The organism is Streptomyces sp. NPDC002054 (assembly GCF_040296685.1).
Taxonomy (GTDB): Bacteria; Actinomycetota; Actinomycetes; order Streptomycetales; family Streptomycetaceae; genus Streptomyces.
This window is the reverse complement of the sequence record NZ_JBEOXT010000012.1, coordinates 123,632-137,450: the sequence shown is the minus strand read 5'-3', so window position 1 is coordinate 137,450 and position 13,819 is coordinate 123,632. Positions and strand designations below refer to the sequence as shown.

The following is a 13,819-nucleotide window of genomic DNA, read 5'->3' as shown; positions in this document are numbered from 1 at the left end:
TCCGGGTCAGGCCTCTGCCTGGCGGGTCAGGAAGGCGCCGACGCGGGGGGAGCGTTGGTGGGGGATCAGGGTGCGGGCGGTGGCCGACAGCATGGAGCTGATCCGGGTGGAGCGGACCTCGGCGAGGTGGTCCAGGACCCGCTGGCCGGCCCAGGCGGCCTCGTCGGGGGCGCCCGCCCGGGCCAGGTCCGCGGCCAGTTCGGCGGTGTAGAGGGCCAGGTTCCGGGCGAAGTGCGGGTCCTGGAGGTCGGCCGCGCGGCGGGCGTGCCGGGCGGCCCGGCCGTATTCGCCGAGCGCGGCCCAGCAGCGGGACTCCAGGGACTCCAGCTCGGCCTCCCCGAAGAAGGACATCCACTCGGGGTCGGCCGCGGCCGGACCGCGGGAGAAGTGGGTGTGCGCCCGGGTCAGCGCCTCCTCGCAGGCCCGGCGGTCCGCCAGGCCGGCCCAGCCGCCCGCCTCCCGGAGGGAGAGCAGGGACAGCAGCCGCGCCGACCCCAGGGTGCGGGCCGCCCGCAGCCCCGCCTGGGCGGCCCGGACCGCCTCCCGCGGGCGCCCGCAGTCCCGGGCCAGGAAGGCGGTGTTGCTGAAGGCGTGCGCTTCGAGGGCCGCATTGCCCGAGACCCGGGAGGTGGCCAGGGCTTCGGCGTAGTGCGAGCGGGCGTCGTCGAGCCGGCCCGAATCGTGCGCCAGCCAGCCCACCGAGAGGGCCAGTTCCCCCGCGCCCGCGTGCAGCCGGTCCTCGGTGGACTGGCGGGTCGCCCCGGCGTCCAGCAGGGCGTAGGCGGTGCGCAGCGGCTCGGCGGCCCGCCGGTACAGGGTGTCCGCGCCGTGCCGGTCGTCCAGCAGCCGGATCTGGCGTACGGCTTCCTCGACGGCGGCGGCCTCGGACGCGCCGGCCCGGCCGGACACCCTGCGGTGGTCGCCGAGCAGGCCGAGGTTGAGGGTGGCGGCGGCCACCGTGGCCGAGCCGCCGGCCATGAACGCGCGACGCAGCACGTCGCTCTCCTCGGAGGGGGTGGTGGGGACGGGGAGAAGTCGGCTGTGCTCCTGCCGGGCCTGCCGGGCCTGCCGGGCCTGGCGATCCCGACGGTCCCGGCCGCGGACCGCTTCGCGCGGGGAGAAGCCGAGGTCGGCCAGGGTGCGGCCGGGGAACATGTGCAGGAACACGCGCTCGTAGGCGTAGTTGGGGCAGCGGATCTCGCCGGATTCGACCCGGCCGATGTAGCGCGCGTCGCAGGAAACCGTTTCTCCGATGTCCCGGGCCGCCCGGCGCACCAGGGCCGCGAACTCGGCGGGGGAGTGCCGGCCGCGCAGCCGCCGGAAGGATGTGTTGGGCGTGAGCGCGATGGGGGACGCCGTCATCCACGTGGCCTCTCTGGCGAGACGTATCTGCCGGTTGCTGGTGGGGTACCGGCGCGCATGAACGTACCGCCAGTCGGCTGTCCCCCACACGGCGTTTGGCTACAAAACGGATATCTCACCCGCGATCCGCCATGAACTGCCATCCTTTGCGGCGGCCTGTCACCGCCACCGTTGACGCTCCCGAGCGTTGAACCTTGAGGAGTGGTCAAGGAGCACAGGAGGAGGGGTTCCCTTGTTGGAGGCCGGCATGGAGAACAGCACACTGGGCACCGCATCCGGGCGGGGTGCCGCCCCGGATCTCGTGACCGTGCCCACCCGGCAGGGCCTGGAGGCCGTCGACATCATCCGCCGGGCCGCGGTCTCCGCGGCCGGGGTCGGTCCGGTCCTGCACGACGGCTCGGGCGACACCCTCGGCTTCCTGGTCCCGCCCGGCACCGCCGATGCCTGGGACCTGCCGGGCAGTGCCTGTACGCAGACCAACGGCCGCGGGATGCGGTTCGGCGAGCCGCCCGCCGGGAGCAGCCCGAGCACCGGCTGGCTGCTCCCTCCGGAAGCGGGTGACCCGGTGACCGATCCGGAGGTCCTGAGGGCGGCCCTCGGCGAGGCGGCCCGGCTGATCGAGGCCGCCGACAACTGCCGCTGACCAGCGACAATGGGGCAGCCGTGATGGCAGTCGTGATGGGGCACCCATAATGAGGGCGTGGCAAAGAGCAGGCGAAAGAGCGGCCGAGAGGCTTCCGCGGCGGTCAGCGGGCAGGTGGACGGCGGTCTCGCCGAACTGGCCCCGGACCGCGAGCGGGCCAACGCCTGGACCCTGCTGATCGACGGCGCTCCGCAGTCCCATGTGGACCTGGACGAGCCGACCCACCTCGACTTCGCCTACCAGCGGCGGATCGGCCACCTCATCGACCTGGCCGCGCCGGCCCGGCAGCCCCTCAACGTGCTCCACCTGGGCGGCGGGGCCTTCACCCTCGCCCGGTACACCGCCGCCACCCGCCCCCGCTCCGGTCAGCAGATCGTGGAGATCGATGCGGGCCTGGTGGCCTTCGTACGGGAGCACCTGCCGCTGGACCCGCAGGCCAGGGTCCGGGTCCGGGCGGTGGATGCGCGGGCCGGCCTGGCCAAGGTGCCGGACGGCTGGGCGGACCTGGTGATCGCGGACGTGTTCAGCGCGGCCCGCACCCCGGCGCACCTGACCAGCGCCGAATTCCTGGACGAGGTACGGCGGGCCCTGTCGCCCACCGGCTGGTACGTGGCCAACCTCGCCGACGGACCGCCGCTCGCCCACCTGCGCGGGCAGATCGCCACCGCCGCGTCCCGGTTCGGGCAGCTGGCGATGGCCGCGGATCCGGTGGTCTGGCGGGGGAAACGATTCGGCAATGCGGTGCTGGTGGCTGCCGACCGGGAACTCCCGCTGGCCGAGTTCACCCGCCGGGTGGCGAGCGACCCCCACCCGGGCCGGGTCGAGCACGGCCGGTCCCTCGCGGACTTCGCCGGCGGCGCAACCCCGGTGGCCGACGCCTCGGCCTCCCCCTCCCCGGCACCCCCGCCGTCCGTGTTCCGCTGAACCGGAGCGGGGGCGTGGGGGTTCAGCCTTTCACGCGGTGGCACCTTCTTCGCCTTCGGCGCCGATCAGCTCCCTGGCCTGCCCGTGACCGGCGTCCAGATCCGCGACGGATTCCATCAGAATCCGGGCGTTGCGCGGCGAGCGCAGCAGATAGACGGTCTCCTGCCGGGCAGCGTTCGCGGAGATGGGCACGATCTGACCTCCGAGTGCGTTCTGGATCAATACAGTCAGGCGTCCCAGACGTCCACCCTCGGCGGGTGGTCGTTCCAGACGCAGAACACCGACACCTCACGGCCGTCCCGGGTGAAGGTCACCCGGATCCACTTCGGCTGCTTCCACACCTGCATCTGCCAGCCGGCCGCCGGAGTCGCCGAGACCAGCTCGGCCGAGGACTCGCCCAGGTCGAAGACCACCCGGCCGCCGTCCACCGTGTACCCCTTCACCGTGCCGGAAGCCTTGCCGTCCGGCTGCTGCCGGGGGCGGGTGCCCGGCGGGGACTTCTTCGGCGGCTTCGGGGACGGAGAGGCGGCCGGGGTGGACGAGGCCGACGGCGCCGACGAAGGGGCGGAGGGTGTGGGGGAGGGCGGCGGGGGTGGCGGTTCCGTGCTGTGCGTCGACGAGGACAGGGCTCCGGAGGTCAGCGGTATCGCCTTCGGCCGGTCGTAGGCCGTACCGGACATGACCGAGTGCACGCCCCACCAGGACAGCGTCACCGCCGCCCCGGTCGCCAGCGTCCAGGCCAGCCCATGGACAAGTCCTCGTTGCATCAGCCCACATACTGCACCACCTCCCCCAACCCCGGCCTGCCACCCCGGCCACTCCCCCGAATGGGCTACGGTGCCGCCCATGGCAAGTGTGCTCGTGGTCGAGGACGACCAGTTCGTACGTTCCGCTTTGATCCGGCACCTCACCGAGGCCTCGCACACCGTGCGGAGCGTCGGGACGGCTCTGGAGGCCCTGCGGGAGGTCGCGCACTTCCGCTTCGACGTGGTGATCCTCGATCTCGGGCTGCCCGACCTGGACGGCTCGGAAGCGCTGAAGATGCTGCGCGGCATCACCGACGTCCCCGTGATCATCGCCACGGCCCGGGACGACGAGGCCGAGATCGTCCGGCTGCTCAACGACGGCGCCGACGACTACCTCACCAAGCCCTTCTCCGTGGAGCACCTGTCCGCCCGGATGGCCGCCGTACTGCGCCGCGCCCGCTCGGCCGCCGGGGCCGAACCCCCCTCCCGGGTGCTGCGCGTCGGCGGCCTGGCCATCGACCCGCTGCGCCGCCAGGCCGAGCTCGACGGAACCGTACTGGACCTCACCCGGCGGGAGTTCGACCTGCTGGCCTTCCTGGCCGGGCGGCCCGGTGTGGTGGTGGCCCGGCGTGAACTCCTCGCTGAGGTCTGGCAGCAGTCCTACGGAGACGACCAGACCATCGACGTCCACCTGTCCTGGCTGCGCCGCAAGCTTGGGGAGACGGCCGCGAACCCCCGCTACCTGCACACCCTCCGCGGGGTCGGGGTGAAGCTGGAGCCGCCGGCGTGAGGTGGGCCCTGGTCAAGGTGTGCCTCGCGGTCACCGTGATGGTGGTCGTGGCCTTCGCCGTGCCGCTGGGCATGGTCGTCCAGGAGATGGCCCGCGACCGGGCCTTCTCCAACGCCGAACGGCAGGCCGCCACCATCGGCCCCACCCTCTCCATCACCACCGACGGACAGCAGTTGCGCCGGGCTGTGGAGAGCACCGACATGGGCGCGGTCCGGCGGATGGCGGTGCACGTCCCCGCCGTGGACGGCCATCCCGCCGTGACCGTCGGGGAGCCCGGCTGGGCGGGCGCCCGGGCGGTGGAGCAGACCCGGCAGGAGGGCTCGGCCCGGACGGCCAGGGTGGCGGGCGGGGGCTCGGCCCTGCTGCAGCCCACCGCCATCGGTTCCGGGGACATCGCCGTGGTCGAGATCCTCGTCCCGGAGAGCGAGGTGAGCAACGGGGTCACCACCGCCTGGGTGGTGCTCGCCGGAGTCGGCTTCGCCCTCATCGTGGGCTCGGTGGCGGTCGCGGACCGGCTCGGCGCCCGTATGATCCGCCCCGCGCAGCGGCTCGCGTACGCCGCCCAGCAGCTCGGCGAGGGCCGGCTCGGGGCCCGAGTCCCGGAGGACGGGCCCAAGGAACTCCAGTCGGCGGCGGTGGCGTTCAACTCGATGGCCGACCAGGTGGTCGAACTCCTCGCCAACGAGCGGGAGCTGGCCGCCGACCTCTCGCACCGGCTGCGCACCCCGCTGACCGTGCTCCGGCTCAACGCGGCCTCCCTGGGCGACGGTCCGGCGGCCGAGCAGACCCGGGCGGCCGTGGAACAGCTGGAGCACGAGGTGGACACCATCATCCGGACCGCCCGGGAGCAGCGGTCGCCGCAGTCGGCCGCCGTGGCGGCCGGCTGTGACGCCTCGGAGGTCATCCGGGAGCGGATGGGGTTCTGGTCGGCGCTGGCCGAGGACGAGGGCCGGGAGGTGCGGCTCGCAGGGGTCGACCGGACCGTACGGATCCCGGTGGCGCGGCCGGAGCTGGCCGCCGCGCTGGACGCGATGCTGGGCAACGTCTTCCGGCACACCCCCGAGGGCACTCCGTTCGCGGTGGACGTGCACGACGCGGGCGACGCGGTGATCGTGCTGGTCTCGGATGCGGGACCGGGCATCGCCGACCCGGATGCGGCGCTGCGGCGCGGCAACGACGGCGGCCGGACCGGCTCCACCGGCCTGGGGCTGGACATCGTACGGAGGGTCGCCGAGTCCACGGGCGGGGACCTGCGGCTGGGACGTTCGGTGCTCGGGGGGACCGAGGTCCGGGTGTGGATCGGGCTGGACGACCGGGCCCGGGGCGAGGCGGAGGCCGGGCGGGGGCGCCGCGGGCGGCCGGGCCGGCGCAAGCGCAAGGGCTGAGTCGCAGGGGCTGAGCCGCAGGGGGGCGGTCCGGCAGTCCGAATGGCTGAACCGGCCCCGCTGCCGGGGGAGCGCGGATCGTGGATCGTGGTTGTGTCAGAGGAACGGGCCGCACCACCCGCCGTCATCCACGAAGGGGCGAACCCCTATGCGCTACGCAGTTCTCGGCACCGGAATCGTCGGACGGACCCTGGCCGGCCGGCTCTCCGGCCTCGGCCACGAGGTGGTGATCGGCACCCGGGACCCCGAGGCCACCCTGGCCCGGACCGAAGCCAGCCCCATGGGCACCCCGCCCTACGCCACCTGGCAGGCGGACCACCCCGGGGTCCGGCTCGCCGGCTTCGCCGAGGCCGCCCGGGCCGGCGAGGCGCTCGTCAACGCCACCGCCGGGCTGGTCAGCATCGCCGCCCTGACCGAGGCGGAAGCCGGGCGATCGGACGGCAAGCTGCTGATCGACGTGGCCAACCCGCTGGACTTCTCGCGCGGGTTCCCGCCCGGCCTCGACCCGGTGGACCGGGACAGCCTGGGCGAGCTGATCCAGCGCACCTTCCCCGGGCTGCGGGTGGTCAAGACCCTCAACACCATGAACTGTGCGGTGATGGTCGATCCCAGCCGGGTCGCCGGTGAGCACCACGTGTTCATGGCCGGGGACGACGCGGACGCCAAGAAGGCGGTGCGCGAGCTGCTGCACACCTTCGGCTGGCCGGAGGGCGGCATCCTCGACCTGGGCGGCATCGAGAGCGCCCGGGGTACGGAGATGCTGCTGCCGCTGTGGCTCCGCCTGATGGGCAGCCTCGGGCACACCGACTTCAACTTCCACATCCAGGGGGCCGGCGGGCCGGGCTCCTGGGGCGGCCACTAGGACAGGGCCTACGGAGGTCAGCGCAGGCCGGCCACCGCGTCGGCCGCCGGCGGGGAGAGCGGAACGTCTGCCAGGTCGGGCAGCTGGACCCAGGCCGCGGCGTCGGTGGAACCCGCCGCCTCCACGACCCGCGCGGTGCCCTCGCCGAGCTCGACGGCGTAGAAGATCGCCACCAGGTCCCAGTCGATGCCGTTGCGGTGGGTCCGGTAGGAGCGGGCGTCCAGCAGCCGGGCGTCGAGCAGGGTCAGGCCGGTCTCCTCGTGGAGTTCCCGGGCGAGGGCCTCCAGCGGCTGCTCCCCGGGGTCGATACCGCCGCCCGGGAGGTGCCAGGCACCCGGCGCGAACACCGGCGAGTCCTCGGTGAGCCGGGTGAGCAGCAGTCGGCCCTCCCGTTCGGCGATGGCGTACACCGACATGCGCATCCGTGACTCGGCGCCCATGGTCGTCCCCGTCCTTCCTCATCGCTGACCTTGCCAACGCAGAAGGCCCCGGTCCGCTTGCGCGGACCGGGGCCCTCCTACAGGGTGAGTGACGGGACTCGAACCCGCGGCCACCTGGACCACAACCAGGTGCTCTACCAGCTGAGCTACACCCACCATGTCCGGTCGGAATTCCGACCGGCCGAAGAAAAGGGTACAGGGTCTTCAGGGGTGCTCGCTCCCCCCTTATCGCCTCCCTTACTCCGGGGCGGTTATTCGGCGGGCAGGACGTACTTCGCGGCGATGGTCCGCGCCGTGTCCGAGTCGGGTCCGGGCTGTGCCACGAACACCGCCTCCCGGTAGTAGCGCAGTTCCGCGATGGACTCCTTGATGTCCGCCAGCGCCCGGTGATTGCCGTTCTTCGGGGGGCTGTTGAAGTAGGCCCGCGGGTACCAGCGGCGCGCCAGCTCCTTGATCGAGGACACGTCCACGATCCGGTAGTGCAGGTAGTCCTCCAGCGTGGGCATGTCGCGCAGCAGGAAGCCGCGGTCGGTTCCGACCGAGTTTCCGCAGAGCGGGGCCTTGCCGGGTTCCTTGACGTGCTGGCGTACGTACGCCAGCACCTGCGCTTCGGCGTCGGCGAGGGTGGTGCCGCCGGCCAGCTCCTCGAGCAGGCCGGACGCGGTGTGCATCTCGCGCACCACGTCGGGCATGGTTTCCAGGGCCGCGTCCGGCGGGCGGATCACAATGTCCACGCCTTCGCCGAGCACGTTGAGCTCCGAGTCGGTGACCAGTGCGGCCACCTCGATAAGTGCGTCGTCCGTCAGCGAGAGCCCGGTCATCTCGCAGTCGATCCACACCATGCGATCGTTCATGTGTCTCACCTTATGCGGAAGGTCCCCGGATCGGTCATGGACCGATCCGGGGACCTCCGTCGTGCGATGCCCGGGGATGCCCGGGCGAGGGGCTACGCGTGCTCGCGCAGTGCCCGCCCCGGGGCGTACAGCTCGGTCACCGAGGGGCCGCTGGCCGCCAGCGCCGCCGCCGCGCGCTGCGGCTGCGGGGTGCGCTGGTGCGGAACGGGACCGTCGGAGAGCTGGCTCACCGGCTGGACGTCCACCTGCGGGCGGCGGGCCCGGTACGCGGACCGGTAGGCCGCGGGGGAGGACCCCAGCTGCCGCCGGAAGTGCCCGCGCAGGGCGACCGGCGAGCGGAACCCGCAGCGGCCGGCGACCTCGTCGACCGAGTAGTCGGAGGTCTCCAGCAGCCGCTGGGCCTGGAGCACCCGCTGGGTGATCAGCCACTGGAGCGGAGCGCTGCCGGTCAGCGACCGGAACCGGCGGTCGAAGGTGCGCCGGCTCATGTACGCCCGGGCGGCGAGCGTCTCCACGTCGAACTGCTCGTGGAGGTGCTCCAGTGCCCAGGCCACGACCTCGGCCAGCGGGTCGGCGCCGATCTCCTCCGGCAGCGACCGGTCGAGATAGCGTTCCTGGCCCCCGGTGCGCCGTGGCGGTACGACCAGCCGGCGGGCCAGGGCCCCGGCGGCCTCACTGCCGTGGTCGGTGCGCACGATGTGGAGGCACAGGTCGATTCCGGCCGCGGTGCCCGCGGACGTCAGCACATCGCCGTCGTCGACGAACAGCTCGCGCGGATCGACATGGACGGACGGGTACCGCTTGGCCAGCGTCGGCGCGTACATCCAGTGCGTCGTCGCGGGCCGGCCGTCCAGCAGACCGGCGGCGGCGAGCACGAAGGCTCCCGTGCACAGTCCGACGATCCGGGCCCCTTCCTCGTGGGCCAGACGCAGTGCGTCGAGCGCCTCGGGAGGTGGTGGCGATGTGATGGACCGCCAGGCCGGAACGACGACGGTGCCTGCCCGGGCGATCGCCTCCAGCCCGTATGGTGCCGTCAGTTCGAGTCCGCCGGTGGTCCGCAGCGGACCGTCCTCCCCGGCGCACACGAGCAGTCGATAGCGTGGAACTCCCGCGTCCTGCCGGTCAATGCCGAACACGGAAAGTGGAATGGAACTCTCGAAGATCGGACCGCCGCTGAAGAGCAGCACCGCGACGATTTCCCTGCGGCGGCGCCCCGCGAGCTTCCGGCCGGCGTCCGCGACGACGGCGGTGGAGTCCTGGCTCATGGCGCTAAGCCCCCCTTGGGTGTCGCGACTCCTTGGTCTGGTCGCACCTGCACGTTTCCCCTCGGCCTTGCACGTGATCCCCCGCCGTAAATACATGATCGAATCTACTGCGTCCCGTGGTGTCGGCGTGACAAGTTCAGCACGCAGCGCTATGTCGACTTGGCAACTTGGCGAAAAGCATTCGATCAGGAAGCGTTCCACTCCGCGACCTTGGGGGGAAGCCGGACGTCTGTGCGTGGCCAGTACCCATAGGGTCTTCGCGCCCCCCGTACACGGTTGTTGCTGATGGTGGGGCGGTTGGGAGGACATTCCGGCAAGGGATGCGTCCGGATGTGAAGTTGGCTGAAAACATGCGGGCGCGGGTGTGCGAACCGGTCAGTCGCGCGGGGAGCCGCCGCCCGTCGCACGACAGCCACGGTGGGCGCCCGCTCCGGTCCGCGAGTGCCGGCCGCGATGGACGAGCACCCGGGCCGTGGCCCGCTGCATCCGCTCCGCGTGGCGCAGCATCACCCGGCACGCCGCCGTGACGGCGGCCAGGCCGAGGGTCGCCACCACGGCCCCGCCGAGCGAGGTCCCGTAGACGACGAGGACCACCGGTACGAGCAGACAGCTGAACGTCGCCCAGCGCACCACGTCCCCCGCCGGGTCCTCGCGGGCGGGCGGCGCGGGCGGCTCGGCGGACTGGACGGGGTGAACCGGACGGCCTGACACGGTTGTACTCCCTGCGGGCGCTTCCTGACGGCTCGGTCTCTTGTCCAACGCCGTCCGGCGGGGCTCGGTCACTGCGCGTCCGGGTGGCTCGTCACTGCCTGTAGGGACCATCCGCCATTGCCAAGGAGGTCCGCCTCCGGCATGCTCCCTGGGACGCTCTCCAAGGGCGGCAAGCCCTGTCCAGGACAGGAGTGTCGCCGTACCCTGGTGGGTAAGGGCTTGGGAAGATGCTTCCCGGACAGAGCTCCGTCACCCTGCGTCGCCAATCCGCCCGTTGATTCCCGAGGATCCAACGCCGAGACATTCATGGCCGGTCAAGAATTCCCCGAACCCGCGGACCGCAAGCGCAAGCGCGTCTCCGACGCCGCGTCGGCCGACCTGCGCGCTGCGGAGGACACCCGCCCCCACCCCTGCGATCCGGCCTTCCGGCACGGCGTCGTGGTGGGATTCGATGGCTCCACCTCCAGTGAACGGGCCCTTGCGTATGCGATCGGGATGGCCCGCCGGTCCGGTTCCGGTCTGATCATCGTGCATGTGGCCAACCGGCTGCCCACCACCGTGTGGGCCGGCTGCGAGCCACCGGTCTTCGTGGACGTGCCGGACCACCGCACCGAGGTGCTGGGGCTGGAGCTGGCCTGCGCCGACTATCTGGCCGAGGTGCCGTGGATCCTGGTCGAGCGGGGCGGGGACATCTGCCACGAGCTGGAGGAGGTCGGCCGGGAGTACTCGGCCGACGCGATCGTGGTCGGTTCCACGCACGGCATCGTGGGGCGGATTTTCGGCTCCGTGGCCGGCCGGCTGGCCAAGCGCGCCCAGCGGCCCGTCGTTGTCATTCCGTAATCGCTCCGTGACGGCTCGACTGCGCATTGTGCGGTTGTGACCCGGTGTGAAGGGTAGATAAAACTCGCTGGGTAGCAGCACAAAACTGCAGATCGAAGGGAGCCCCGCCGTGGACAATGACGTCTCTGCGGGAAGCACGGCCACGACTTCGACCCTGGGACACCTGGTCCTGGGTCTCACCCTTCTCGCATTCGGAATCGGCCACACCTCGGTGATCGACGGTGTCTCCGCGGCCGACTCCGTACTCCTCGCCATGTACGTCGGCGGCGCCGCCCTCTTCCTCCTCGGACTCCTGGAGTACCGCGGCGGCAACGGATTCAACGGCACCGCGTTCGCGGGCCTGGGCATCTTCTGGTTCACCTGGGCCAAGGGGGCCGGGGCAGAGGTCTCCGCGGAAGCAGGCGGAACGTTTCTGGTGCTCTTCGCGCTGCTCGCGCTGAGCCTTACGGTCGCCGCCTCGAGCGGCTTGTTCGGCCAGGGCATGTACGCCCTGCTCACCCTGTCCCTGCTCCTTCTGGCCATCGGCGCCTTCGCGGACAGCGGGGGCCTCGCCAAGGCCGGCGGCTGGGTGGCCGCGGTCTCGGGCCTGCTGGCCTGGTACGGCGCCACTGCTGCGCTGGCCAACTGGCCGATGGCCCTGGGCAGGTCCAGCCGCGGCGCGGTCGCCGCAAGCTGACGGCCCGGTCCGGTTCGGCGCGACGGGAAAGGCCCCGTGCAGGGTGCACGGGGCCTTTCCTCTGGCGCGGAGCCGCCCCGCAGGGCGGAGCGGGTCCGCTACTCGACGGTGACGGACTTCGCCAGGTTGCGCGGCTTGTCGATGTCACGGCCCAGGGCCAGGGCCGTGTGGTACGCCAGGAGCTGGAGCGGGATGCCCATCAGGATCGGGTCCAGCTCGTCCTCGTTCTTCGGGACGACGATGGTGTGGTCGGCCTTCTCCTGCTCGCGGTGGGCGACCGCCAGGATCCGGCCGCTGCGGGCCTTGATCTCCTCCAGCGCCGCGCGGTTCTTCTCCAGCAGGTCGTCGTCCGGCACGATCGCGACCGTCGGCAGCGAGGGCTCGATCAGCGCCAGCGGGCCGTGCTTGAGCTCGGAGGCCGGGTAGGCCTCGGCGTGGATGTAGGAGATCTCCTTCAGCTTGAGGGAGGCCTCCAGCGCCACCGGGTAGCCGCGCACGCGGCCGATGAACATCATCGACTTGGCGTCGGCGTACTCGGCCGCCAGCTTCTTGATGTCCTCCTCGCCCTCCAGGATCTCCTGGATCTGGGCGGGGAGCTTGCGCAGGCCCTCGATGATCCGCTTGCCGTCGGTCACCGACAGGTCGCGGATCCGGCCGAGGTGGACGGCCAGGAGCGCGAAGGCGACGACCGTGTTGGTGAAGCACTTGGTGGAGACCACGCAGACCTCCGGGCCGGCGTGCACGTACACGCCGCCGTCCGCCTCGCGGGCGATCGCGGAGCCGACCACGTTGACCACGCCCAGCACCCGCGCGCCCTTGCGCTTGAGCTCCTGCACCGCCGCCAGCACGTCGTACGTCTCACCGGACTGGGAGACCGCGATGTACAGGGTGTCGGGGTCCACCACCGGGTTGCGGTAGCGGAACTCCGAGGCCGGCTCGGCGTCGGCGGGGATCCGGGCCATGCCCTCGATCAGGCCGGCGCCGATCAGGCCCGCGTGGTAGGAGGTGCCGCAGCCCAGGATCTTCACCCGGCGGATGCCGCGCGCCTCGCGCGGGTCCAGGTTCAGGCCGCCCAGGTGCACGGTGTTGAAGCGGTCGTCGATCCGGCCGCGCAGCACGCGGTCGACCGCGTCGGGCTGCTCGGAGATCTCCTTGTGCATGTAGGTGTCGTGGCCGCCCATGTCGTAGGAGGCGGCCTCCCACTCCACGGTCTCCGGGGTGGCGGTGGTCTTGGTACCGCTGGTGGTGTAGGTGCGGAAGTCGTCGGCCTTCAGGGTGGCCATCTCGCCGTCGTTCAGGGTGACGACCTGGCGGGTGTGGGCGATCAGCGCGGCCACGTCGGAGGCGACGAGCATCTCCTTCTCGCCGATGCCGAGGATCACCGGGGAGCCGTTGCGGGCGACCACGATGCGGTCGGTGAAGTCGGCGTGCATGACGGCGATGCCGTAGGTGCCCTCGATGAGCTTGACCGCCTCGCGGACCTTCTCCTCCAGGGAGTCGGCGGTGGAGCGGGCGATCAGGTGGGTGATCACCTCGGTGTCGGTCTCGGAGGCGAAGACCACGCCGTCCGCCTCGAGCTTGGCGCGCAGCTCGGAGGCGTTGTCGACGATGCCGTTGTGGACGACGGCGACCTTGTTCTCCGGGTCCAGGTGCGGGTGCGAGTTGATGTCGCTCGGGGCACCGTGGGTGGCCCAGCGGGTGTGGGCGATGCCGGTGGTGCCGGCGAACCGCTTCGGGACGCGCGCCTCCAGGTCCCGGACCCGGCCCTTGGCCTTGACCATCTTGAGCGCGCCGGCCTTCGGGCTGTTGACGACGATGCCCGCGGAGTCGTAGCCGCGGTACTCGAGCCGCTGCAGACCTTCCAGCAGCAGTGGTGCCACGTCACGCTTGCCGATGTAACCGACGATTCCGCACATGTGGTTGTGCCCCTCCTGAAGTTCCGGTGTGTGTGCTCGGCCTAAGCCTCAGCCTTGGCCTCAGCCGTAGACGATCCGGCGCAGCTGCCGGAGCGAGAGCTCCGGCGGCGCCACGGCGCGGTGCGGCAGTTCGGCCGCGATCCGATCGAAGATCTCCGCGTTCACCGCACCACCGGACTGGAGCTCGCGGTGGCGACGGCGGACGAATTCCTCGGTCGTCTCGTCGAAGTACGCCAGCACGTCGAGCACCACCCGGGCCGCCTCCCCGCGCTGGAGCGCGGTGCTGCGCACCAGGTGGTCGACAAGATCGTCATGCGACGGGCGGCGGTCGAGCACCCGTAGATACTGACGTCTCACGCCTCGGAACGCAAAGATCCTGCCCGAATTCGGGCAGGATCTTAAAGG

General features: G+C 71.9%; 16 protein-coding genes and 1 tRNA gene. 7 read left to right on the top strand and 10 right to left on the bottom strand.

Annotated features, from left to right (window positions below; all coding sequences use genetic code 11):
- Positions 1-6: 6 nt before the first annotated feature.
- On the bottom strand, positions 7-1,362 hold the full coding sequence (locus tag ABT123_RS13765; RefSeq protein ID WP_351312987.1) for an NsdA family TPR-like regulatory protein: 1,356 nt from the start codon (positions 1,360-1,362) through the stop codon (positions 7-9).
- A 247-nt stretch (positions 1,363-1,609) separates the two neighbouring features.
- Between ABT123_RS13765 and ABT123_RS13760 the strand changes: the two genes are divergently transcribed.
- Both ABT123_RS13760 and ABT123_RS13755 read left to right on the top strand, forming a co-directional pair.
- A complete protein-coding gene (locus ABT123_RS13760) occupies positions 1,610-2,005 on the top strand; it encodes a hypothetical protein (RefSeq protein WP_351312985.1) in 396 nt (131 codons plus the stop codon).
- Positions 2,006-2,062: 57 nt separating this feature from the next.
- Positions 2,063-2,929, top strand: a complete 867-nt coding sequence (locus ABT123_RS13755; protein ID WP_351312983.1) for a spermidine synthase — start codon at positions 2,063-2,065, stop codon at positions 2,927-2,929.
- 30 nt (positions 2,930-2,959) lie between these two features.
- On the opposite strand, the gene ABT123_RS13750 is transcribed toward ABT123_RS13755, so the two are convergent.
- On the bottom strand, positions 2,960-3,121 hold the full coding sequence (locus ABT123_RS13750; RefSeq protein ID WP_351312981.1) for a type II toxin-antitoxin system Phd/YefM family antitoxin: 162 nt from the start codon (positions 3,119-3,121) through the stop codon (positions 2,960-2,962).
- Positions 3,122-3,156: 35 nt separating this feature from the next.
- On the bottom strand, positions 3,157-3,696 hold the full coding sequence (locus ABT123_RS13745) for a hypothetical protein (protein ID WP_351312979.1): 540 nt from the start codon (positions 3,694-3,696) through the stop codon (positions 3,157-3,159).
- Between the two features lie 79 nt (positions 3,697-3,775).
- Between ABT123_RS13745 and ABT123_RS13740 the strand changes: the two genes are divergently transcribed.
- From ABT123_RS13740 to ABT123_RS13730, 3 genes are all read left to right on the top strand, one after another.
- Positions 3,776-4,465, top strand: coding sequence for a response regulator transcription factor (locus ABT123_RS13740; protein ID WP_150207646.1), 690 nt, complete (start codon positions 3,776-3,778; stop codon positions 4,463-4,465).
- A complete protein-coding gene (locus tag ABT123_RS13735; protein ID WP_351312977.1) occupies positions 4,462-5,850 on the top strand; it encodes a sensor histidine kinase in 1,389 nt (462 codons plus the stop codon). The genes ABT123_RS13740 and ABT123_RS13735 overlap by 4 nt, the downstream gene beginning before the upstream one ends.
- Positions 5,851-5,998: 148 nt before the next feature.
- Positions 5,999-6,712 carry an NADPH-dependent F420 reductase gene (locus ABT123_RS13730; RefSeq protein ID WP_351312975.1) on the top strand — a complete coding sequence of 238 codons (714 nt, stop codon included), beginning with the start codon at positions 5,999-6,001 and terminating at the stop codon, positions 6,710-6,712.
- Between the two features lie 17 nt (positions 6,713-6,729).
- On the opposite strand, the gene ABT123_RS13725 is transcribed toward ABT123_RS13730, so the two are convergent.
- The 5 genes from ABT123_RS13725 to ABT123_RS13705 all read right to left on the bottom strand — a co-directional run bounded on the left by ABT123_RS13725 (position 6,730) and on the right by ABT123_RS13705 (position 9,982).
- Positions 6,730-7,152: an NUDIX domain-containing protein gene (locus ABT123_RS13725; protein ID WP_351312973.1), complete on the bottom strand. Its 423-nt coding sequence runs from the start codon at positions 7,150-7,152 to the stop codon at positions 6,730-6,732.
- 83 nt (positions 7,153-7,235) lie between these two features.
- Positions 7,236-7,308: transfer RNA gene (locus ABT123_RS13720), tRNA-His, on the bottom strand.
- A gap of 95 nt (positions 7,309-7,403) precedes the next feature.
- The gene (orn, locus tag ABT123_RS13715) at positions 7,404-8,006 is read right to left on the bottom strand and encodes an oligoribonuclease (protein WP_351312971.1); all 603 of its coding nucleotides are present in this window, start codon (positions 8,004-8,006) and stop codon (positions 7,404-7,406) included.
- Between the two features lie 92 nt (positions 8,007-8,098).
- Positions 8,099-9,271, bottom strand: a complete 1,173-nt coding sequence (locus ABT123_RS13710) for a helix-turn-helix domain-containing protein (protein WP_351312969.1) — start codon at positions 9,269-9,271, stop codon at positions 8,099-8,101.
- A 375-nt stretch (positions 9,272-9,646) separates the two neighbouring features.
- Positions 9,647-9,982: a hypothetical protein gene (locus ABT123_RS13705; protein WP_351312967.1), complete on the bottom strand. Its 336-nt coding sequence runs from the start codon at positions 9,980-9,982 to the stop codon at positions 9,647-9,649.
- Between the two features lie 306 nt (positions 9,983-10,288).
- On the opposite strand from ABT123_RS13705, the gene ABT123_RS13700 reads away from it, so the two are divergent.
- On the top strand, positions 10,289-10,822 hold the full coding sequence (locus tag ABT123_RS13700; protein ID WP_351312965.1) for a universal stress protein: 534 nt from the start codon (positions 10,289-10,291) through the stop codon (positions 10,820-10,822).
- Positions 10,823-10,931: 109 nt separating this feature from the next.
- The gene (locus tag ABT123_RS13695) at positions 10,932-11,498 is read left to right on the top strand and encodes a GPR1/FUN34/YaaH family transporter (protein WP_351312963.1); all 567 of its coding nucleotides are present in this window, start codon (positions 10,932-10,934) and stop codon (positions 11,496-11,498) included.
- A gap of 98 nt (positions 11,499-11,596) precedes the next feature.
- On the opposite strand, the gene glmS is transcribed toward ABT123_RS13695, so the two are convergent.
- Complete coding sequence (glmS, locus tag ABT123_RS13690) at positions 11,597-13,414, bottom strand: glutamine--fructose-6-phosphate transaminase (isomerizing) (protein WP_351312961.1); 1,818 nt, start codon at positions 13,412-13,414, stop codon at positions 11,597-11,599.
- A gap of 60 nt (positions 13,415-13,474) precedes the next feature.
- Positions 13,475-13,750: a hypothetical protein gene (locus tag ABT123_RS13685; protein ID WP_150212064.1), complete on the bottom strand. Its 276-nt coding sequence runs from the start codon at positions 13,748-13,750 to the stop codon at positions 13,475-13,477.
- Between the last annotated feature and the right edge of the window lie 69 nt (positions 13,751-13,819).

Bases quoted from the DNA above. Each gene is read 5' to 3' on its own strand.
- ABT123_RS13760 (WP_351312985.1), top strand. From the start codon at position 1,610: ATGGAGAACAGCACACTGGGCACCGCATCCGGGCGGGGTGCCGCCCCG.
- ABT123_RS13725 (WP_351312973.1), bottom strand. From the start codon at position 7,152: ATGGGCGCCGAGTCACGGATGCGCATGTCGGTGTACGCCATCGCCGAA.
- ABT123_RS13745 (WP_351312979.1), bottom strand. From the start codon at position 3,696: ATGCAACGAGGACTTGTCCATGGGCTGGCCTGGACGCTGGCGACCGGG.
- ABT123_RS13730 (WP_351312975.1), top strand. From the start codon at position 5,999: ATGCGCTACGCAGTTCTCGGCACCGGAATCGTCGGACGGACCCTGGCC.
- ABT123_RS13765 (WP_351312987.1), bottom strand. From the start codon at position 1,362: ATGACGGCGTCCCCCATCGCGCTCACGCCCAACACATCCTTCCGGCGG.
- ABT123_RS13700 (WP_351312965.1), top strand. From the start codon at position 10,289: ATGGCCGGTCAAGAATTCCCCGAACCCGCGGACCGCAAGCGCAAGCGC.
- ABT123_RS13740 (WP_150207646.1), top strand. From the start codon at position 3,776: ATGGCAAGTGTGCTCGTGGTCGAGGACGACCAGTTCGTACGTTCCGCT.
- glmS (WP_351312961.1), bottom strand. From the start codon at position 13,414: ATGTGCGGAATCGTCGGTTACATCGGCAAGCGTGACGTGGCACCACTG.
- ABT123_RS13710 (WP_351312969.1), bottom strand. From the start codon at position 9,271: ATGAGCCAGGACTCCACCGCCGTCGTCGCGGACGCCGGCCGGAAGCTC.
- orn (WP_351312971.1), bottom strand. From the start codon at position 8,006: ATGAACGATCGCATGGTGTGGATCGACTGCGAGATGACCGGGCTCTCG.